Annotated in this window: 19 protein-coding genes and 1 tRNA gene; 19 read left to right on the top strand and 1 reads right to left on the bottom strand. The window is 65.9% G+C overall.

Features of this window, described 5'->3' with window-relative positions:
• The first annotated feature begins 43 nt into the window (after nt 1-43).
• Complete coding sequence (gene glmM, locus CSC70_RS09875; protein WP_162456470.1) at nt 44-1408, top strand: phosphoglucosamine mutase; 1365 nt, start codon at nt 44-46, stop codon at nt 1406-1408.
• Nucleotides 1409-1480: 72 nt separating this feature from the next.
• Nucleotides 1481-2419, top strand: coding sequence for an isopenicillin N synthase family dioxygenase (locus CSC70_RS09870; protein WP_162456469.1), 939 nt, complete (start codon nt 1481-1483; stop codon nt 2417-2419).
• A 49-nt stretch (nt 2420-2468) separates the two neighbouring features.
• On the opposite strand, the gene CSC70_RS09865 is transcribed toward CSC70_RS09870, so the two are convergent.
• Nucleotides 2469-3263 (bottom strand): SDR family NAD(P)-dependent oxidoreductase, encoded by a 795-nt coding sequence (locus CSC70_RS09865; protein WP_162456468.1) that lies wholly within the window; start codon nt 3261-3263, stop codon nt 2469-2471.
• Between the two features lie 82 nt (nt 3264-3345).
• On the opposite strand from CSC70_RS09865, the gene tpiA reads away from it, so the two are divergent.
• From tpiA to nuoN, 17 genes are all read left to right on the top strand, one after another.
• Nucleotides 3346-4110, top strand: a complete 765-nt coding sequence (tpiA, locus tag CSC70_RS09860) for a triose-phosphate isomerase (protein ID WP_162456467.1) — start codon at nt 3346-3348, stop codon at nt 4108-4110.
• 25 nt (nt 4111-4135) lie between these two features.
• Nucleotides 4136-4558 carry a preprotein translocase subunit SecG gene (secG, locus tag CSC70_RS09855; RefSeq protein WP_162456466.1) on the top strand — a complete coding sequence of 141 codons (423 nt, stop codon included), beginning with the start codon at nt 4136-4138 and terminating at the stop codon, nt 4556-4558.
• Nucleotides 4559-4606: 48 nt separating this feature from the next.
• A tRNA-Leu gene (locus CSC70_RS09850) sits at nt 4607-4691 on the top strand.
• Nucleotides 4692-5014: 323 nt separating this feature from the next.
• Complete coding sequence (locus CSC70_RS09845; RefSeq protein WP_162456465.1) at nt 5015-5371, top strand: NADH-quinone oxidoreductase subunit A; 357 nt, start codon at nt 5015-5017, stop codon at nt 5369-5371.
• Nucleotides 5362-5916, top strand: a complete 555-nt coding sequence (locus CSC70_RS09840; protein WP_162456464.1) for a NuoB/complex I 20 kDa subunit family protein — start codon at nt 5362-5364, stop codon at nt 5914-5916. The genes CSC70_RS09845 and CSC70_RS09840 overlap by 10 nt, the downstream gene beginning before the upstream one ends.
• Before the next feature lie 40 nt (nt 5917-5956).
• Nucleotides 5957-6682, top strand: coding sequence for an NADH-quinone oxidoreductase subunit C (locus CSC70_RS09835; protein WP_162456463.1), 726 nt, complete (start codon nt 5957-5959; stop codon nt 6680-6682).
• A complete protein-coding gene (locus CSC70_RS09830) occupies nt 6679-7989 on the top strand; it encodes an NADH-quinone oxidoreductase subunit D (protein WP_162456462.1) in 1311 nt (436 codons plus the stop codon). The genes CSC70_RS09835 and CSC70_RS09830 overlap by 4 nt, the downstream gene beginning before the upstream one ends.
• The gene (gene nuoE, locus CSC70_RS09825) at nt 7986-8513 is read left to right on the top strand and encodes an NADH-quinone oxidoreductase subunit NuoE (RefSeq protein ID WP_162456461.1); all 528 of its coding nucleotides are present in this window, start codon (nt 7986-7988) and stop codon (nt 8511-8513) included. The genes CSC70_RS09830 and nuoE overlap by 4 nt, the downstream gene beginning before the upstream one ends.
• 9 nt (nt 8514-8522) lie before the next feature.
• Nucleotides 8523-9908, top strand: coding sequence for an NADH-quinone oxidoreductase subunit NuoF (nuoF, locus tag CSC70_RS09820; RefSeq protein WP_162456460.1), 1386 nt, complete (start codon nt 8523-8525; stop codon nt 9906-9908).
• Nucleotides 9905-12151 (top strand): NADH-quinone oxidoreductase subunit NuoG, encoded by a 2247-nt coding sequence (gene nuoG, locus CSC70_RS09815; protein ID WP_162456459.1) that lies wholly within the window; start codon nt 9905-9907, stop codon nt 12149-12151. Before nuoF ends, nuoG begins: the two co-directional genes overlap by 4 nt.
• Nucleotides 12148-13239 carry an NADH-quinone oxidoreductase subunit NuoH gene (nuoH, locus tag CSC70_RS09810; protein ID WP_162456458.1) on the top strand — a complete coding sequence of 364 codons (1092 nt, stop codon included), beginning with the start codon at nt 12148-12150 and terminating at the stop codon, nt 13237-13239. Before nuoG ends, nuoH begins: the two co-directional genes overlap by 4 nt.
• Before the next feature lie 4 nt (nt 13240-13243).
• Nucleotides 13244-13732 (top strand): NADH-quinone oxidoreductase subunit NuoI, encoded by a 489-nt coding sequence (gene nuoI, locus CSC70_RS09805; RefSeq protein WP_162456457.1) that lies wholly within the window; start codon nt 13244-13246, stop codon nt 13730-13732.
• A 7-nt stretch (nt 13733-13739) separates the two neighbouring features.
• A complete protein-coding gene (locus CSC70_RS09800) occupies nt 13740-14396 on the top strand; it encodes an NADH-quinone oxidoreductase subunit J (RefSeq protein ID WP_162456456.1) in 657 nt (218 codons plus the stop codon).
• Nucleotides 14393-14698, top strand: coding sequence for an NADH-quinone oxidoreductase subunit NuoK (gene nuoK / locus CSC70_RS09795; RefSeq protein WP_162456455.1), 306 nt, complete (start codon nt 14393-14395; stop codon nt 14696-14698). Before CSC70_RS09800 ends, nuoK begins: the two co-directional genes overlap by 4 nt.
• Before the next feature lie 7 nt (nt 14699-14705).
• Nucleotides 14706-16841: an NADH-quinone oxidoreductase subunit L gene (gene nuoL, locus CSC70_RS09790; RefSeq protein ID WP_162456454.1), complete on the top strand. Its 2136-nt coding sequence runs from the start codon at nt 14706-14708 to the stop codon at nt 16839-16841.
• A 19-nt stretch (nt 16842-16860) separates the two neighbouring features.
• Complete coding sequence (locus tag CSC70_RS09785) at nt 16861-18366, top strand: NADH-quinone oxidoreductase subunit M (RefSeq protein ID WP_162456453.1); 1506 nt, start codon at nt 16861-16863, stop codon at nt 18364-18366.
• 9 nt (nt 18367-18375) lie between these two features.
• Nucleotides 18376-19821: an NADH-quinone oxidoreductase subunit NuoN gene (gene nuoN / locus CSC70_RS09780; protein ID WP_162456452.1), complete on the top strand. Its 1446-nt coding sequence runs from the start codon at nt 18376-18378 to the stop codon at nt 19819-19821.
• The last annotated feature ends 19 nt before the right edge of the window (nt 19822-19840 follow it).

Raw genomic sequence — 19840 nt, 5'->3', positions numbered from 1 at the left:
GCGCGGCGAGCGCGGCACCAGGTCAAGCACAGGAACAGGATCGATGAGCAGGAAATACTTCGGCACCGACGGCATCCGCGGACGCGTGGGCGAAGGCCCGATTTCGGCCGACTTCATGCTGCGGCTGGGCAATGCCTACGGCCATGCGCTGACCGCGGCGGCACCACGCGCCGGCGGGCGCAAGCCGCTGGTGATCATCGGCAAGGACACCCGTATCTCCAACTACATGTTCGAGGCGGCGCTGGAAGCCGGGCTGGTCGCCGCCGGGGTGGACGTGCAGCTGATGGGGCCGATGCCGACCCCGGCGGTCTCGCACCTGACCCGCGCGCTGCGTGCCGACGGCGGTATCGTCATTTCCGCCTCGCACAACCCGCATCACGACAACGGCATCAAGTTCTTCTCGGCCGAGGGCGAGAAGCTCGACGACGCCACCGAGCTGTCGATCGAGGCCGCGCTGGAGCAGCCGTTCCGCACCGTGGCCTCGGAGCAGCTGGGCAAGGCGGTGCGCACCCGCGACGCGATCGGCCGCTACGTCGAGGCCTGCAAGAATTCGGTGTCGCGCAGCTTCGACCTGGACGGCATGCGGATCGTGGTCGACTGCGCCAACGGCGCCACCTACCAGGTCGGTCCGATCGTGCTGGCCGAGCTGGGGGCCACGGTCGAAGCCGTCGGGGTGGCGCCGAACGGACTGAACATCAACGACGGCGTCGGCTCGACCCATCCCGAAGCGCTGGCCGCGCGGGTGCGCGAGAGCGGCGCCGAGCTCGGGATCGCCTTCGACGGCGATGGCGACCGCGTGCTGCTGGTCGACGACCAGGGCACGGTGGTCGATGGCGACGGTCTGATCTATGTACTGGCGCTGGACTGGCAGCGCAGCGGCCGCCTGCGCGGTCCGGTGGTCGGCACGCTGATGACCAATTACGGGCTGGAAAAGGCGCTGGCCGAGCGCGGCATCGCCTTCCAGCGCGCCAAGGTCGGCGACCGCTACGTGCACCAGGCGCTGGTGGACGGCGACGGCATCCTCGGCGGCGAGGCGTCCGGGCACATCCTGTGCCTGGACCGGGTCAGTTCCGGTGACGGCATCGTCAGTGCGCTGCAGGTGCTGGAGGTGTTGAAGCGCAACGGACAGAGCCTGCGCGAGGCGGTGGCCGGGCTGCAGATGCTGCCGCAGCGCACGGTCAACGTGCGGCTGGACGGCGCGTCCGCCAAGGCCACGGTCGAGGATGCCGATGTCGCCGCCGCGCTGGCGCAGGCGCAGGCGGCGGTGCAGGGCAGGGGGCGCGCCTTCCTGCGTCCGTCCGGTACCGAACCGGTGGTGCGGGTCACGGTGGAAGCCGACGACGATGCGCTGATGCAATCCACCCTGGACGCGCTGGCCGGCGCGGTCCGCGCCGCGGCGGCCGCTTGATGCGGATCAATGCCGGCCGCGGGCCGGCCATGGCCGAATGAATCTTTCGAACCCTTTCCGGAGCAGAGCCGCATGAGCGCCCGCATTCCCACCCTGGACATCACCCGATTCGACAGCGACCGCGAGGCTTTCGTGGCCGAACTGGGCGCGGCGTACCGGGAGTGGGGTTTCGCCGGCATCCGCAATCACGGTATCCCGCAGGCGGAAATCGACGCGGCCTACGACGTGTTCAAGGCGTTCTTCGCCCTGCCCGAAGCGGTGAAGATGAAGTACCACGTGCACGGCAGCGGCGGCGCGCGTGGCTATACCCCGTTCGGGGTGGAAACGGCCAAGGACTCCAAGCACTTCGACCTCAAGGAGTTCTGGCACATCGGCCGCGAGATCGCCGACGATTCGAAGTACCGCGAATTCATGCCGGCCAACCTGTGGCCGGAAGAAGTGCCGGGGTTCCGCGAACACGGCTACGGCCTGTACCAGGCGCTGGACGCATTGGGGTCGCGGGTGCTGTCGGCGCTGGCGTTGCACATCGGCCTGCCCGAGAACTGGTTTGCCGACAAGACCGACCACGGTAACTCGATCCTGCGCCCGATCCACTATCCGCCGATCACCGCCGACGACATCCCCAACGTGCGCGCCGGCGCGCATGGCGACATCAACCTGATCACCCTGCTGGTCGGCGCCAGCGCGGCCGGCTTGGAAGTGCGTTCGCACGAGGGCGAGTGGGTGCCGTTCACCTCCGACGCCGACACCATCGTGGTCAACATCGGCGACATGCTGCAGCGGCTGACCAACCACGTGTATCCGTCGACCATCCATCGCGTGGTCAACCCGCCGGGCGAACAGGCGCGCAAGCCGCGCTATTCGGTGCCGTTCTTTCTGCACCCCAACCCGGACTTCCTGATCGACGTGCTGCCGTCCTGCATCAGCGCCGACAACCCCAGCCGCTACCCGCAGCCGATCACCGCGCAGGGCTATCTGGAAGAGCGCCTTCGCGAAATCAAGCTGAAGTAGGAGCGGCGTAAGCCGCGATACCTTCGCACGCCGCTCCGCTGCGCGTGCCTCAGTCCAGCGGCCGTACCTTGCGCGAGTTCCTCGCCATCAGCGCCAGGGTCGCTCGATGCGGCAGCAGCTTGACCAATGCGTGCAGCCAGCGGTAGCGCCAGCCAGGCACGGCCAGCACCCTGCCTTTCTCGCAGGCCTCGATGCCGTAGCGGGCGACCTCGGCGGCGTCCAGCCACATCGACTTCGATACCCGCATCTTCGAACGGGTGCCGGTGACGTCGTGGAATTCCGACCGGGTGAAACCCGGACACAGCGCGGTGACGTGCACGCCGCGGTCCGCGTTCTCCAGCGCCAGCCCCTCGCTGAATTTCAGCAGCCAGACTTTCGCCGGCGCGTACAGGGTCTGGCCGTCGGCGGCCGGTACCAGCGCAGCGAACGAAGCCACGTTGAGGATGCGGCCGTCGCCGGCGTTGCGGATCGACGGCAGCAGGCGCCAGCTCAACTCGGCCACCGAAGCGATCATCACCTGCTGGAAATCGGCATGGGTCTTCCAGTCGTTGCGCAGGTAACGGCCCGGTACCCCGTAGCCGGCGTTGTTGACCAGGATGCGTACCACCAGTCCGCGATGCCCGATCTCGGCCGCCAGCGCGGCCGGTGCCGCCGGGTCGGAGAGGTCGGCGACGATGACTTCCACCGGCACAGCAGGCCTCAATTCGTCCGCCAACCGTTGCAGGCGGTCCAGGCGGCGCGCGGTCAGGATCAGCGGTACGCCGCGGGAAGCGTATTCGCGGGCGATTTCCATGCCGATGCCGCTGGAGGCGCCGGTGATCAGGGCATAGCCGGGTTGGGACATGCGGGTTCCTTCGGGTCGGTCCTGCAGGCCGGCAGGGAGCATCGGCTATCCTTGCGGGCCTTACTGGACGGGAATTGGTCTGATGCGCAGAAAGATCGTAGCCGGAAACTGGAAGCTGCACGGTAGCCGGGATTTCGCCACCGCCCTGGTCGGCGAAGTGGCCAAAGGCCTGCCGCTGCCCGGGGTGGAGGTGGCGATCCTGCCGCCGATGCCGTATCTGGGCGATCTGATCGAGGATTTCGAAGGTCGGGCGCTGGCGTTCGGTGCGCAGGACGTCAGCGCCAACGAGCGCGGCGCCTATACCGGCGAGGTGTCGGCGGCAATGCTGGTCGACGTCGGCGCCCGCTACGGGCTGGTCGGCCATTCCGAACGCCGGCAATACCACCACGAAAGCAGCGAACTGGTCGCCCGCAAGTTCCAGGCGGCGCGCAATGCCGGTCTGGTGCCGATCCTGTGCGTGGGCGAAACCCTGGAGCAGCGCGAGGGAGGACGGGCCGAGGCGGTGATCGCCGAGCAGATCGAGCCGGTGCTGGCGTTGTCGGGGGTTCAGGGCTTCGAAGGCGCGGTGGTGGCCTACGAGCCGGTCTGGGCGATCGGCACCGGACGCACCGCCAGCCCGGAGCAGGCGCAGCAGATGCACGCGGCGATCCGTGGCCAGCTTGCCGCCCATGATGCTAGAATTGCCAGTTTGCTGCCGGTCCTGTACGGCGGCAGCGTCAAGCCCGACAACGCTGCGGAACTGTTCGCGCAGGCCGATGTCGATGGCGGCCTGATCGGCGGTGCCTCGCTGGTGGCGGCGGATTTCCTCGCCATCGCCCGGGCGATGGCCGGGCAGGCGGGCAGCTGAACGGACTTATTTGGAAACCGAACCCATGATGTTGATCCTCAATGTGGTGTACGTGCTGGTCGCAATTGGCATCATCGCCATGGTGCTGATGCAGCGCGGCTCCGGCGCGCAGGCCGGTTCCGGCTTTGGTGCCGGCGCTTCTGGCACCGTATTCGGCGCGCGCGGCGCGTCCAACTTCCTGTCCAAGAGCACCAAGTGGCTGGCGGTGGTCTTCTTCGGCATCAGCCTGTTCATGGCCTGGCAGGCCTCGCACGGCTCGCGTCCGGGGCAGCAGGCTGCCGATCTCGGCATCATGGCCGGGCAGCAGCAGGAGGCGCCGGCGCCCGCGGCCGGCGAATTGCAGGGCGCGCCCGCCAGCGTACCGGCGGCCCCGGCCGCGACACCGGCGCCCGATTCCACGGTTCCCGCCGCGCCCGAAGCCGGCGATGACGTGCCGCCGGCCGGGTAGTAACCGCAGTATTCCGCCGCGCAGGTACAATGCGCAGCGGCCCGAATTGCCCAGGTGGCGGAATTGGTAGACGCACTACCTTGAGGTGGTAGCGGAGAGATCCGTAGGGGTTCGAGTCCCCTCTTGGGCACCACACAGTTGCGAACATGTCGCAACAACGGTTTCCTTTCACGACGTTCGGGAACGGAAAACCACGCATCAGCCCGCTTCGGCGGGCTTTTTCGTGGCTGTGCGGTTCGCATCGATGCGGCAATGATGTGCCGCAAACGTTTACTGCGGAGTTCGGCAACCGCTACAATTGCGTGTCCCTCGGGAGGCCCTGCCGCGATGCATGGGCGGAGCGACAGGGAAGCGTCACCGAGCATCGATCGTCATGCGTGCGGCGTGCGGCTGGGAGGTCCGCCCGCGGCGCGAATCGGCCGGGCTCACAGGTCATCCATCTCCAGAGAACCAAGCGTGCTGGCCAATTACCTGCCCACCCTGTTGTTCCTGATCGTCGCCACCGGGATCGGCATCGCCCTGATGGTGATCGGCCGCCTGATCGGCCCGCGCCGTCCCGGCATGGAAAAGCTGTCGCCGTACGAATGCGGCTTCGACGCCTTCGAAGACGCGCGCATGAAGTTCGACGTGCGCTATTACCTGATCGCCATCCAGTTCATCGTCTTCGACCTGGAAATCATCTTCATCGTGCCCTGGACCCTGGTGTTCCAGGAACTCGGCGCGCGCGCCCTGGTCACCATGGCCCTGTTCGTGGGCATGCTGTTCCTCGGCTTCATCTACGTATGGAAGAAAGGGGCGCTCGAATGGGAGTGATCCAGACCGTCAGCCGCCTGGCCAACAATCCGTACCCGGAGGGCAGGGTCGACGACATCCTGCGTCCGGCCGGCGACAACCCGCTGCTGGAAAAGGGCTACGTGACCACCAGCGTCGATGCGCTGATGAACTGGGCGCGTACCGGTTCGATGTGGCCGATGACCTTCGGTCTGGCCTGTTGCGCGGTCGAGATGATGCATGCCGGCGCTTCGCGCCTGGATCTGGACCGCTACGGCGTGGTGTTCCGTCCGTCGCCGCGCCAGTCCGACGTGATGATCGTGGCCGGCACCCTGGTCAACAAGATGGCTCCGGCGCTGCGCAAGGTCTACGACCAGATGCCGGACCCGAAGTGGGTCATTTCGATGGGCAGCTGCGCCAACGGTGGCGGCTACTACCACTATTCGTATTCGGTGGTGCGCGGCTGCGACCGCGTGGTACCGGTCGACGTGTACATCCCGGGCTGCCCGCCGACGGCCGAGGCGCTAGTGTACGGCATCCTGCAGTTGCAGAAGAAGATCTGGCGAACCCAGACCATCGCCCGCTGATCCTTCCCCATTCACTGACGACAGAGCACGCCACGCCCCCATGGCAGAGCAAGCCCCAGACTTCATCGAGCAGTTGCGCGTCCGCTTTCCGGAAGCGGTGCCAGGCGTGGTCCTGCCGCGCGGCGAGGTCACCCTGGAAGTGCCGCCGGCGCAATGGCACGCCACCTGCCTGGCGCTGCGCGACGAATTCGGCTTCGAGCAACTGGTCGATGTCTGCGGCGTCGATTACCTGGGTTACGGCAGCGCCGAGTGGGATACCTCGGACGTGTCCTCGGAAGGCTTCAGCCGCGGCGTGGAAGGGCAGGGGCCGGGTCGCTTCGACTGGACGCATCGCCCGCAGGGCGCCGATGGCGACCATCGCTTCGCCGTGGTCGCGCACCTGCTGTCCTACCAGCACAATCGCCGCCTGCGCGTGCGCTGCTATGCGCCGGACGACGAGGTGCCGGTGGTGGCCTCGGTCACCGACATCTGGCCGGGCGCCAACTGGTTCGAGCGCGAGACCTTCGACCTGTACGGCATCGTCTTCGAGGGCCACCCGGACCTGCGCCGCATCCTCACCGACTACGGTTTCGTCGGTCATCCGTTCCGCAAGGACTTCCCGCTGATCGGCAACGTCGAAGTGCGTTACGACGAGCAGAAGGGCCGGGTGGTGTACGAGCCGGTGACCTCGGTCGAGCCTCGCGTGGGCGTGCCGCGGGTGATCCGCGACGACGCTCGCTACGAAACCTCGGCCGGCGAAGCCGCCCAGCGCAGGAGCGCAGAATGAACGCGCACGTCCAGCCTTCCGGCGCCGCCTTCGCCAGCAACCCGGCCGAGGCGCGGCAGGAGATCCGCAACTACACGATGAACTTCGGTCCACAGCATCCGGCCGCGCACGGCGTGCTGCGCCTGATCCTGGAGATGGACGGCGAGACCGTGGTTCGCGCCGACCCGCATGTCGGACTGCTGCATCGCGGGACCGAAAAACTGGCCGAATCCAAGCCGTTCAACCAGTCGATCGGCTACATGGATCGCCTCGACTATGTGTCGATGATGTGCAACGAACACGCCTACGTGCGCGCCATCGAGACCCTGATGGGGATCGAGGTGCCCGAGCGCGCGCAGTGGATCCGCACGTTGTTCGACGAGATCACCCGCATCCGCAACCACCTGATGTGGATCGGCTCCAACGCGCTCGACCTCGGCGCGATGGCGGTGATGCTGTACAGCTTCCGCGAGCGCGAGGAGCTGATGGATTGCTACGAAGCGGTCAGCGGCGCGCGCATGCACGCGACCTATTACCGTCCGGGCGGCGTCTATCGCGACCTGCCGGACCGCATGCCCAAGTACAAGGAATCACGCTGGCACAAGGGCAAGGCGCTGCAGAAGATGAACGCTGCCCGCGAAGGCAGCATGCTCGACTTCCTTGAAGATATGGTCGAGCAGTTCCCGAAGCGCTTCGACGAATACGAAACCCTGCTGACCGACAACCGGATATGGAAGCAGCGTACCGTCGGCATCGGCGTGATCAGCCCGGAGCAGGCCAGGGCCTGGGGCATGACCGGGGTGATGCTGCGCGGCTCGGGCATCGAGTGGGACCTGCGCAAGAAGCAGCCGTACGCCAAGTATGCCGAGGTCGACTTCGACATTCCGGTCGGCGTCGAAGGCGACTGTTACGACCGCTATCTGGTGCGGGTGGCCGAGATGCGCCAGTCGATCCGCATCATCGGCCAGTGCGTGAAGTGGCTGAAGGCCAATCCCGGTCCGGTGATCGTCGATAACTTCAAGGTTGCGCCGCCCAAGCGCGCGGACATGAAGGACGACATGGAAGCGCTGATCCACCACTTCAAGCTGTTCAGCGAAGGCTATTGCGTGCCGGCCGGCGAGACCTATGCCGCGGTCGAGGCGCCGAAGGGCGAGTTCGGCTGCTATCTGGTTTCCGATGGCGCCAACAAGCCGTTCCGCGTGCACCTGCGCGCGCCGGGCTTCGCCCATCTGTCGTCGATGGACGCCATTGTCCGCGGGCACATGCTGCCTGACGTGGTGGCGATGATCGGCACTTACGATCTGGTATTCGGTGAGGTGGACCGATGAGGGCCACAGGCAATTTCGAGAACGCCCGCAACGTCGACCCGATGGTCGTGCTGAGCGACGACACGCGCGCGCACATTGACCACTGGCTGACCAAGTTCCCGCCCGAGCGCAAGCGTTCGGCGGTGCTGCAGGGTCTGCATGCGGCGCAGGAACAGAATGGCGGCTGGCTCAGCGACGAACTGATCGCCGGCGTGGCCCGCTACCTGGATATTCCGCCGGTGTGGGCCTACGAAGTGGCCAGCTTCTATTCGATGTTCGAGACCGACAAGGTTGGCCGCAACAACGTCGCCTTCTGCACCAACATCAGCTGCTGGCTCAATGGCGCGCAGGAACTGGTCGAGCACGCGGAGAAGAAGCTCGGTTGCAAGCTGGGCGAATCCACCGCCGACGGTCGCGTGTACCTGAAACGCGAAGAAGAGTGCGTCGCGGCCTGCTGTGGCGCACCGGTGGTGGTGATCAACGGCCATTACCACGAGAAGCTCACGCCCGAGAAGGTCGACGAGCTGCTGGACGGACTGGAGTAAGGCGCGGACATGGCACACGCACCAGACAAGCACGCTCCGCATGCATCCGAGGGCTACGGCCCCGTCGGCCCGGCGCCGAAGGAGCACCAGGCCGTCTACACCACGCTGCATTTCGACAAGCCGTGGTCGTACGAGAATTACCTGAAGACGGGCGGCTATGCCGCGCTGCGCAGGATTCTGGAAGAAAAGATCGCGCCGTCCGACGTGGTCGAGATGGTCAAGCAGTCGGGCCTGCGCGGCCGCGGCGGCGCAGGCTTCCCGACCGGGCTGAAGTGGAGCTTCATGCCCAAGGGTGACATGCAGAAGTACATCCTGTGCAACTCGGACGAGTCCGAGCCGGGCACGGCCAAGGATCGCGACATCCTGCGTTTCAATCCGCATGCGGTCATCGAGGGCATGGCAATTGCCTGCTACGCCACCGGCAGCACGATCGGCTACAACTACCTGCGCGGCGAATTCCACCACGAGCCGTTCGAGCACCTGGAAGAAGCTACCGCCGAAGCCTACAAGCACGGCTGGCTGGGCAAGGACATCCTCGGCTCGGGCGTCGACATCGATCTGTACAACGCGCTTGGCGCCGGCGCCTACATCTGCGGCGAGGAAACCGCGCTGATGGAGTCGCTGGAAGGCAAGAAGGGCCAACCGCGGTTCAAGCCTCCGTTCCCGGCCAACTTCGGCCTGTACGGCAAGCCGACCACCATCAACAACACCGAGACCTACGCTTCGGTGCCGGCCATCGTGCGCAACGGGCCGGAGTGGTTCATGAATCTGGGCAAGCCGAACAACGGCGGCTGCAAGATTTTCTCGGTGTCCGGCCACGTCGCCCGCCCCGGCAACCACGAGATCCGCCTGGGCACGTCGTTCGCCGAACTGCTGGAGCTGTGCGGCGGCATCCGCAACGGCAACCGCATCAAGGCGGTGATCCCCGGCGGTTCGTCGATGCCGGTGCTGCCGGGCGAGACGATGATGCAGCTGACGATGGATTACGACGCGATCCAGAAGGCCGGTTCCGGCTTGGGTTCGGGTGCGGTCGTGGTCATGGACCACACTACCTGCATGGTGCGCGCCTGCCAGCGCATCTCGCGCTTCTATTTCAAGGAGAGCTGCGGCCAGTGCACGCCGTGTCGCGAAGGCACTGGCTGGATGTACCGCATGCTGACCCGGATCGCCAACATGGAGGCCAGCCTCGACGACCTGCAGATGCTGCGCAATGCAGCCGGACAGATCGAAGGCCACACCATTTGCGCGTTCGGCGAGGCCGCGGCATGGCCGGTGCAAGGGTTCCTGCGCCACTTCTGGCACGAATTCGAGTACGCCATCGTCAACAAACACTTTTACGTCGACGACGAGCTGGCGGGTACGCTGGTCATTCCGTCGGTGGAGGCCGCCGCATGAGCGCGCAGCCTGTGAATCCGAATCTGCCGCCCGACCACGTCACCGTCTTCATCGATGGTGTCGAGCTGGCCGCGCCGAAGAACTCGATGATCATCCAGGCCGCGGACAAGGCCGGCATTCCGATCCCGCGCTTCTGCTACCACGACAAGCTGGCAGTGGCGGCCAACTGCCGCATGTGCCTGGTCGAGGCCGAGATGGGCGGGCGCATGTCGCCGAAGCCGCTGCCGGCCTGCGCCACCCCGGTGGCCGACGGCATGAAGGTGTTCACGCGCAGCGAGAAGGCGCTGAAGTCGCAGCGCAACGTGATGGAATTCCTGCTGATCAACCATCCGCTGGATTGCCCGATCTGCGACCAGGGCGGCGAATGCGAACTGCAGGACCTGTCGCTGGGCTATGGCCGTTCGGTCAGCCGCTTCAACGAGCGCAAGCGCACCGTGCCCGACGAGGACATCGGCCCGCTGGTCGCCACCGAGATGACCCGCTGCATCCAGTGCACGCGCTGCGTCCGCTTCACCGGCGAGATCGCCGGCACCTACGAACTGGGCGGCATGTACCGCGGCGAGAACCTGCAGATCGGCACCTTCGACGGCAAGCCGCTGACCACCGAACTGTCCGGCAACGTGGTCGACGTGTGCCCGGTGGGTGCGCTGACCAACAAGGTGTTCCAGTTCCGCGCCCGTCCGTGGGAACTGATCGCGCGCGAGTCGCTCGGTTATCACGACGCGATGGGCTCCAACCTGTTCCTGCACCTGCGTCGCGGCGAAGTGCTGCGTACCGTGCCGCGCGACAACGAAGCGGTCAACGAGTGCTGGCTGTCCGACCGCGACCGCTATTCGCACCAGGGCCTGTACGCGGCCGACCGCGCGCTGAAGCCGTTGCAGAAGGTCGATGGCGAGTGGCGCGAAGTATCCTGGGCCGAAGGCCTGGCCGCGGCCGCCGAGATTCTCGACGCTCACCGCGGCGATGCACTGGGCGTACTGGCGCATCCTTCGACCTCGAGCGAGGAAGGCGTGCTGCTGGCCAGGTTGGCCGGGGAACTGGGCAGCGGAAATCTGGATCATCGCATCCACACCCGCGACTTCTCCGATGCGCCGGTGGCCGAGCCGTTCGCGCTGCCGCTGGCCGACATCGAGAAGGCCGACCTGGTGGTGGTGTTCGGCAGCAACATCCGCCACGAGTTGCCGTTGTTGCACCAGCGCCTGCGCAAGGCGCAGACCAAGAACGGGGCGAAGATCCACGCGATCAATCCGGTCGATTTCGACTTCGCCTTCTCGCTGGCTGGCAAGCAGATCGTGCCGCCGTCGAAGCTGGCCGGTGCGCTGTCCGATCCGGCGCTGCTGGAGGCTGCCAAGGCCGCCAACCATGCCGTGTTGCTGGTCGGTGCGATCGCCGAGAACCATCCGCAAGCCGCCGCGCTGCGCCAGGCGGCGCGCGATTTCGCTGCGGCTACCGGCGCGTCGCTGTGCCGCATTCCGCAGGGCGCCAACGCGCTGGGCCTGGCTCGCAACGGTGTACTGCCGTCTACGCGCGACGTGGCCAGCATGTTCGCCGAGCCGCGTGCCGCCTACGTGCTGTACGGGATCGAACCGGGCGTGGATTTCGCCGATACCGCCGCCGCGCTGAAGGCGCTGAACGCGGCCAAGGTCGTGGCTTTCAGCCAGTTCGCCTGCGCGTCGACCCGTGCAGTCGCCGACGTGATCCTCCCGATCGGCGCCTTGCCGGAAATTGACGCCACCCTGGCCAACCTCGATGGTGTCGATCAGGTGGCGCAAGCCGGCGGCAAGCTGCCCGGCGAGGCCCGCGAGGGCTGGCGCGTACTGCGCGCGCTGGGCGGCCAATTGGGTCTGCCGGCGTTCGAGTTTGCCGATCTCGAAGGTGTTCGCGCCTTGACCGCTGCCGCACCGGCCAAACTGGCCGCTTCGGCGACGCCGGCAGTGGCGGGCGAGGGACTGGAACTGGCCGTGGTTCCGGCGATCTACCGCAGCGATGCGGTGGTGCGTCGCGCCGCCGCGCTGCAGGCGCATCCGCTCAATGCCGGTGCGCGCGTGCTGCTCAACGCCGCCGATGCGCAGGCTGCCGGCATCGAGTCGGGCAAGACCGCCAAGCTGCACGCCGCCGACGGCACCGCGACGTTGCCGGTGACGGTCAGCGACCGGGTGCCGGCAGGCGTGGCCTGGATCGAGTCCGGTTACGGCGCGACCGCGCCGCTGGGTGCGGGGCGGGTCAAGGTGGTGGCCGCATGAACGAACTGCTGATCAACGCGGTCGGGCCGCTGCGCGACTGGATGCTGGGCCTGGGCGACTGGGGCATGGTGCTGTGGATCGTGCTGAAGATCCTCGCCGTCGCCGTGCCGGTGATCATGGCGGTGGCCTTCTACGTGGTGTGGGAGCGCAAGCTGATCGGCTGGATGCACGTGCGCCACGGGCCGATGTATGTCGGCATGGGCATCTTCCAGGCCTTCGCCGACGTGTTCAAGCTGCTGTTCAAGGAAATCATCCAGCCCAGCAGCGCGCAGAAGGCGATCTATATTCTTGCGCCGCTGATCACCTTGGCGCCGGCCTTCGCCGCCTGGGCGGTGGTGCCGTTCGACGCCAAGCTGGTGCTGTCCAACGCCAACGCCGGCCTGCTGTACCTGCTGGCGATGACCTCGCTGGGCGTGTACGGGATCATCCTGGCCGGTTGGGCGTCCAACTCCAAGTACGCCTTCCTCGGTGCGCTGCGTTCGGCCGCGCAGGTGGTCAGCTACGAAATCGCCATGGGCTTCGCCCTGGTCGGGGTGATGATCGCCGCCGGCAGCCTGAATCTCAGCGACATCGTCATGGCGCAGGCCGGCAATGCCGGTTTCTTCGAGTGGTTCTGGTTGCCGCTGCTGCCGTTGTTCATGGTGTACTGGGTGTCCGGCGTGGCCGAAACCAACCGCGCCCCGTTCGACGTGGTCGAAGGCGAGTCGGAAATCGTCGCCGGGCACATGGTCGAGTATTCGGGCGCATCGTTCGCGCTGTTCTTCCTGGCCGAATACGCCAACATGATCCTGGTCAGCTTCCTGATCGCGATCTTCTTCGTCGGCGGCTGGCTCAGCCCGCTGCAGGGCTGGATCGACGCCGACGTGTCGCCGTGGGTGGACTGGATATGGAAGGGTGGCTGGCCGTGGCTGCTGGCCAAGGTGGTGTTCTTCATGAGCGCCTATATCTGGTTCCGCGCCAGTTTCCCGCGCTATCGCTACGACCAGATCATGCGTCTGGGCTGGAAGGTATTCATTCCGCTGACCATCGCCTGGATCGCGGTCACGGCGCTGATGGTGTTCTTTGGCGTGATCCAGAAGGGCGTTTGAAGACATGAACAGAATCGTCCATTACTTCAAGAGCCTGCTGCTGCTGGAACTGCTCGGCGGCCTGTGGCTGACGCTGAAGTACGCCTTCAGGCCGAAGTACACCATGATGTATCCGATGGAACACTTCCCGCAGTCGCCGCGCTTCCGCGGGCTGCACGCGCTGCGCCGCTATCCCAACGGCGAGGAGCGCTGCATCGCCTGCAAGCTGTGCGAGGCGGTATGCCCGGCGCTGGCGATCACCATCGATTCGACCAAGCGCGACGACGGCACCCGCCGCACCACGCGCTACGACATCGACCTGTTCAAGTGCATCTATTGCGGCTTCTGCGAGGAAAGCTGCCCGGTCGATTCCATCGTGGAGACGCACATCCTGGAATACCACTTCGAAAACCGTGGCGAGAATATCGTCACCAAGCCGCAGCTGCTGGCGATCGGCGACCGCCTGGAGGCGGAGATCGCCGAGCGCCGCGCCGCCGATGCGGCCTACCGTTGAGGACGTCATGGACTGGGTATTGATCAGCTTCTACGCCTTCGCCGCCATCGCGGTCGCCGCCGCCGGCGCGGTGATCAGCGTGCGCAACCCGGTGCACGCGGTCCTGTTCCTGATCCTGACCTTCTTCTCGGTAGCCTGCACCTGGTTGCTGGTCGGGGCCGAATTCCTCGGTGTGGCCCTGATCCTGGTCTACGTCGGCGCGGTGATGGTGCTGTTCCTGTTCGTGGTGATGATGCTGGACATCGACGTCGCGCGGATGCGCGAGGGCTGGGTGAAGTTCCTCCCGGTCGGGCTGGTGGTGGCGGCGGTGATGCTGGCGCAGATGCTGGTGCTGATCGGGATCAAGGCCAAGCTGGCGCAGCCGCTGGCCGACAACGCCGCCGCGCAGGCCGCGGAAACCTCCAACACCACCTGGCTGGCGCGCGAGCTGTTCACCGGCTTCCTGCTGCCGTTCGAGTACGCCGCGGTGATCCTGACCGTGGCGGTGATCGCCGCGGTGATGCTGACCCTGCGCAAGCGCACCGGGATCAAGACCCAGAATCCGGGCGAGCAGTCGCGGGTCAAGGCGTCCGAACGCCTGCGCATGGTCAAAATGCAGGCCGAGAAGCCGGTCGCGCCGGTAGTGCCGGATTCGACCGGCAACCCCACGGAGGCCGCGCCATGATCACCCAGGGACACCTGCTGGCGCTGGGCGCGGTGCTGTTCTGCATCAGCCTGGCCGGCATCTTCCTGAACCGGAAGAACGTCATCGTCCTGCTGATGTCGATCGAACTGATGCTGCTGTCGGTCAACATCAACTTCGTCGCGTTCTCGCGCGTGCATGGTGATCCGGCCGGGCAGATCTTCGTGTTCTTCATTCTGACCGTGGCCGCCGCGGAAGCCGCGATCGGCCTGGCCATCCTGGTGGCCCTATTCCGCAGCCGGCGCACGATCAATGTCGCCGAAGTCGATTCGCTGAAGGGTTGATGCGCAGATGACCGGAGTCGAAATCACCCTTTCCAAGAACCTGCTGCTGGCGGTGGTGCTGGCGCCGCTGCTGGGCAGCATCGTGGCAGGCCTGTTCGGCCGCCAGGTCGGCCGCGCCGGCGCACACTGGATCACCATCCTCGGCGTGGCGGTCAGCTGCGCGATCTCCAGCTACGTGCTGTACCAGCTGGTCGGGCAGGGTGCGGCGCCGTTCAACCAGAACGTCTACACCTTCTTTCAGGTCGGTGATTTTTCCGCCCATGTCGGCTTCATGGTCGACAAGCTGACCGCGATGATGATGGTGGTAGTCACCTTTGTCTCGCTGCTGGTGCACATCTACACCATCGGCTACATGGCCGACGACCCGGGCTACCAGCGCTTCTTCAGTTACATCTCGCTGTTCACCTTCAGCATGCTGATGCTGGTGATGAGCAACAACTTCATGCAGCTGTTCTTTGGCTGGGAAGCGGTGGGCCTGGTCTCCTACCTGCTGATCGGTTTCTGGTTCAAGCGTCCGACCGCGATCTTCGCCAACCTGAAGGCGTTCCTGGTCAACCGGGTCGGCGACTTCGGCTTCCTGCTCGGCATCGCCGGCGTGCTGCTGACCTTCCGCAGCCTGGACTACGCCACCGTGTTCGCCTCGGCGCCGCTGATCGCCGACCTGTCGTGGCAGCCGTGGTCGGGGCAGCTGAACCTGTTCGGGCACAGCTGGCAGCTGCTGAGCGAGCCGCTGCTGTGGTCGATCCCGACCACCATCTGCATCTGCTTGTTCATCGGCGCGATGGGCAAGTCGGCGCAGGTGCCGCTGCACGTGTGGCTTCCGGATTCGATGGAAGGCCCGACCCCGATCTCGGCGCTGATCCACGCCGCGACCATGGTCACCGCCGGCATCTTCATGGTGGCGCGGATGTCGCCGCTGTTCGAACTGTCGGAAACGGCGCTGAACTTCGTGCTGTTCATCGGCGCCACCACCGCCTTCTTCACCGGCTTGATCGGCATGGTCCAGTACGACATCAAGCGGGTGGTGGCGTATTCGACGCTGTCGCAGCTGGGCTACATGACCGTCGCGCTGGGCGTGTCGGCGTACTCGGCCGGCGTGTTCCACCTGATGACCCACGCCTTCTTCAAGGCGCTGCTGTTCCTCGGCGCCGGCTCGGTGATCATCGGCATGCACCACGAGCAGGACATGCGCAAGATGGGCGGCTTGCGCAAATACATGCCGATCACCTACCTGACCATGGTCATCGGCACCCTGGCACTGGTAGGGACCCCGTTCTTCAGCGGTTTCTATTCCAAGGACACCATCATCGAGGCGGCCGCGCACCATGCGCACGAGGCGCATCACTGGATCGCGACCTACGGTTACTGGGCAGTGCTTGGCGGCGTGTTCGTCACCAGTTTCTACAGCTTCCGCCTGCTGTACCTGACCTTCCACGGCCGCGAACGCTTCCGCGATGCACACGACGACCATGGCCACGGCGGACATGACGACCACGGCCATGGCGCGCACGAGCCGCACGAGTCGCCGCTGGTGGTGACCGTGCCGCTGGTGCTGCTGGCGATTCCGTCGGTACTGATCGGCTTCTTCACCGCCGGCCCGATGCTGTTCGGTACCGACTGGAGCGGCCACCACGAGGCGGTACCGTTCTTCCAGGGTGCGATCGACTTCATCAACCGCGATTTCACCGCGTCGTTCTCCGCGCACGATACCGTGACCGCGCTGAAGGAAGAGTTCTGGCACGGCCCGGTCGCCTATGCGCTGCACGGCATGACGGCATGGCCGTTCTGGCTGACCCTGGCCGGTTTCCTGGCGGCGACGCTGTTGTACCTGCTGAAGCCGGACCTGGCCGGCAAGCTGCGCCATGCGCTGAAGTGGCCGGTGCGCGTGCTGGAGAACAAATACTGGGCCGACGACCTGTGGATCGGCGGCCTGGCCGGCGGCAGCGTCGGTCTGGGCAAGCTCTCGCGGCAGATCGACAGCAAGTTGATCGACGGCGTGTTCGTCAACGGCAGCGCGCGTGTGGTCGGCCTGGCGGCCGCCCTGCTGCGTCGCAGTCAATCCGGTTACCTCTATCACTATGCCTTCGCGATGATTCTCGGCCTGATCGTGCTGCTGGCCGCGCTCATCAAGTTCTGGCGCTGAATCGGGCGGAAAAGTACTCGTGTCGAACTGGCCACTGCTCAGCATCCTTATCTGGCTGCCCATCCTGGGTGGCGTCATCGTGCTCGCCCTGGGGCAGCGTGCCTCGGTGGCGCGCTGGACCGCGCTGGGGGTGGCGCTGCTGACCTTCGTGGTCAGCCTGGGCCTGTTCGGCATGGACATGGCCGATCCGTCGATGCAGTTCGTCGAGAAGCGGGCTTGGATTCCGGCCTTCGACATCTGGTACGCGCTCGGCGCCGACGGCATCTCGGTGGCGCTGATAGTGCTGACCACGCTGACCACGGTGCTGGCCTTGATCGGTGCCTGGGAGGTGATCCAGAAGCGGGTCAATCAGTACGTGGCCGCGTTCCTGATCCTCGAGGGCATGATGGTGGGCGTGTTCAGCGCCACCGACGCCATGCTGTTCTACGTGTTCTTCGAGGCGATGCTAATCCCGATGTTCCTGATCATCGGCGTCTGGGGTGGTCCGCGGCGCATCTACGCCTCGGTCAAGTTCTTCCTGTACACCTTCCTCGGCTCGGTGCTGATGCTGGTCGGGCTGATCTACCTGTACGTCAAGGGCGGCAGCTTCCAGTTCGCCGACCTGTACGCGATGCCGCTGAACGCCAAGGAGCAGACCTGGCTGTTCTTCGCCTTCCTGGTCGCGTTCGCGGTCAAGGTGCCGATGTTCCCGGTGCATACCTGGTTGCCCGACGCGCACGTTGAGGCGCCGACCGCCGGTTCGGTGATCCTGGCAGCGATCATGCTGAAGATCGGCGGCTACGGCTTCCTGCGCTTCAGCCTGCCGATCGTCCCCGACGCCGGGCACGAGTGGGCGATGCTGGTGATCGTGCTGTCGCTGATCGCGGTGGTCTATGTCGGCCTGGTCGCGCTGGTGCAGGACGACATGAAGAAGCTGATCGCGTACTCGTCGGTTTCGCACATGGGCTTCGTGACCCTGGGCGTGTTCATCGCCTTCGGCCTGCTGCGCGACGGCAACAACCTGGACGGCGCGCGCCTGGCCCTGCAGGGCAGCATGGTGCAGATGATCTCGCACGGCTTCGTGTCCGGCGCGATGTTCTCCTGCGTCGGCGTGCTGTACGACCGCATGCATACCCGCATGATCCGCGACTACGGCGGCGTGGCCAACGTGATGCCCTGGTTCGCGGTGCTGTTCGTGTTCTTCGGCATGGCCAATTCCGGCCTGCCGGGCACCAGCGGCTTCGTCGGCGAATTCATGGTGATCCTGGCCGCCTTCCAGGCGCACCCGTTCATCGCGCTGGTCGCGGCGCTGACCCTGATCATCGGCGCCGGCTACACCCTGTGGCTGGTCAAGCGCGTGCTGTACGGCGAGGTCGCCAACAGCCACGTCGCCGAACTCAAGGACATCAACGGGCGCGAAGCGCTGGTGCTGGGCGTGTTCGCGCTGGGCGTGCTGGCGCTGGGTATTTATCCCAAGCCGCTGACCGACCTGATGGAGCCGTCGATCGCGCAACTGGCAATGCAGATTGCCGGCAGCAAGCTGTAAGGAATCCAGATGACTACACCAGCCCTGCCCACCACGGTTGACCTGATGCCCCTGCTACCGGAGCTGGTCCTGACTGCGGGCGCGTTCGCTCTGCTGATCGTCGATGTGTTCCTCGATGCTTCGCGCCGGGTCGTGACCCATGCACTGTCGCTGCTGCTGCTGGCCGTGGTCCTGGTCATGCTGGCCTGCGGCGCGGGCGGGCAGGGCACGGTATTCCACGGCATGTTCGTGCGCGACGGCATGGCCGAAGTGGCCAAGATGGCCACCGTGTTCTTCAGCGGGCTGTCGCTGGTGTATGCGTGGACCTGGCTACGCGAGCGCAAGCTGTATGTTGGCGAGGTGCCGGTGCTGGTGCTGTTCGCCACCCTGGGCATGATGATGCTGGTTTCGGCCGGCAGTCTGGTGATGGTCTATCTGGGCCTGGAACTGCTGGCGCTGTGCTCTTACGCGCTGGTGGCGCTGAACCGCGACGACCCGCTGTCCACCGAGGCAGCGATGAAGTACATCGTGCTAGGTTCGATCGCCTCCGGCTTGCTGCTGTATGGCATGTCGCTGGTCTATGGCGCGACCGGAACACTGGAATTGTCGGCGATCCACACGGCGGTGGATGCGGCGCCGGACCGCACGATGCTGCTGACCGGGGTGGTGTTCATGGTGGCCGGTACCGCCTTCAAGCTGGGCGCGGCGCCGTTCCACATGTGGCTGCCGGACGTTTACCAAGGCGCGCCGACGCCGGTGACGTTGTTCATCAGCGCGGCACCGAAGATCGCCGCCTTCGGCATGGCCTATCGTCTGCTGGAAAGCGGGGTGGGGCCGTTGGCTGAACAGTGGCATCTGCTGCTGGCCGGCCTGGCCGCCGCTTCGCTGGTGATCGGCAACCTGGTCGCGCTGATGCAAAGCAACCTGAAGCGCATGCTGGCGTATTCGACCGTGTCGCACATCGGCTTCCTGCTGCTTGGTTTGGCCGGCGGCACCCCGACCGGATACGCGGCGGCGCTGTTCTACGCGCTGTCCTATGCACTGATGTCGGCGGCCGCGTTCGGCGCCATCATCGTGCTGTCGCGGCAGGGGTTCGAAGCCGATCAGATCGACGACTTCAAGGGCCTGAACGCGCGCAATCCGTGGCAGGCCGGGCTGGTGCTGTGCGTGATGGCATCGCTGGCCGGCGTGCCGCCGTTCCTCGGCTTCTGGGCCAAGCTGGTGGTGCTGCGCGCCGCGCTGGGCGGCGACCTGCTGTGGCTGGTGATCCTGGCGGTGATCTGCGCAGTGATCGGCGCCTTCTACTACCTGCGCGTGGTCAAGGTGATGTATTTCGACGAGCCGGAAGGCGAGGTCCATCCGCCGCGCAGCGGGCGCGTGTTGCCGGTGGTGTTCGGGGTCAATGCGCTGGCCCTGCTGGCCCTGGGCGTGGCCTGGAGCCCGATCCTGGCCTGGTGCCAGCGCGCCTTCGCATGACCGCCGGCTGCACCGCCCG

The organism is Pseudoxanthomonas kalamensis DSM 18571 (genome assembly GCF_010211745.1).
In the GTDB taxonomy this organism is placed as follows: Bacteria; Pseudomonadota; Gammaproteobacteria; order Xanthomonadales; family Xanthomonadaceae; genus Pseudoxanthomonas_A; species Pseudoxanthomonas_A kalamensis.
The sequence above is the reverse complement of the archived record's forward strand: the minus strand, read 5'-3'. Positions and strand labels throughout refer to the sequence as shown.

Coding starts and splice junctions, on each gene's coding strand:
- glmM (WP_162456470.1), top strand. CDS start 44: ATGAGCAGGAAATACTTCGGCACCGACGGCATCCGCGGACGCGTGGGC.
- CSC70_RS09870 (WP_162456469.1), top strand. CDS start 1,481: ATGAGCGCCCGCATTCCCACCCTGGACATCACCCGATTCGACAGCGAC.
- CSC70_RS09865 (WP_162456468.1), bottom strand. CDS start 3,263: ATGTCCCAACCCGGCTATGCCCTGATCACCGGCGCCTCCAGCGGCATC.
- tpiA (WP_162456467.1), top strand. CDS start 3,346: ATGCGCAGAAAGATCGTAGCCGGAAACTGGAAGCTGCACGGTAGCCGG.
- secG (WP_162456466.1), top strand. CDS start 4,136: ATGATGTTGATCCTCAATGTGGTGTACGTGCTGGTCGCAATTGGCATC.
- CSC70_RS09840 (WP_162456464.1), top strand. CDS start 5,362: ATGGGAGTGATCCAGACCGTCAGCCGCCTGGCCAACAATCCGTACCCG.
- CSC70_RS09835 (WP_162456463.1), top strand. CDS start 5,957: ATGGCAGAGCAAGCCCCAGACTTCATCGAGCAGTTGCGCGTCCGCTTT.
- CSC70_RS09830 (WP_162456462.1), top strand. CDS start 6,679: ATGAACGCGCACGTCCAGCCTTCCGGCGCCGCCTTCGCCAGCAACCCG.
- nuoE (WP_162456461.1), top strand. CDS start 7,986: ATGAGGGCCACAGGCAATTTCGAGAACGCCCGCAACGTCGACCCGATG.
- nuoF (WP_162456460.1), top strand. CDS start 8,523: ATGGCACACGCACCAGACAAGCACGCTCCGCATGCATCCGAGGGCTAC.
- nuoG (WP_162456459.1), top strand. CDS start 9,905: ATGAGCGCGCAGCCTGTGAATCCGAATCTGCCGCCCGACCACGTCACC.
- nuoH (WP_162456458.1), top strand. CDS start 12,148: ATGAACGAACTGCTGATCAACGCGGTCGGGCCGCTGCGCGACTGGATG.
- nuoI (WP_162456457.1), top strand. CDS start 13,244: ATGAACAGAATCGTCCATTACTTCAAGAGCCTGCTGCTGCTGGAACTG.
- CSC70_RS09800 (WP_162456456.1), top strand. CDS start 13,740: ATGGACTGGGTATTGATCAGCTTCTACGCCTTCGCCGCCATCGCGGTC.
- nuoK (WP_162456455.1), top strand. CDS start 14,393: ATGATCACCCAGGGACACCTGCTGGCGCTGGGCGCGGTGCTGTTCTGC.
- nuoL (WP_162456454.1), top strand. CDS start 14,706: ATGACCGGAGTCGAAATCACCCTTTCCAAGAACCTGCTGCTGGCGGTG.
- nuoN (WP_162456452.1), top strand. CDS start 18,376: ATGACTACACCAGCCCTGCCCACCACGGTTGACCTGATGCCCCTGCTA.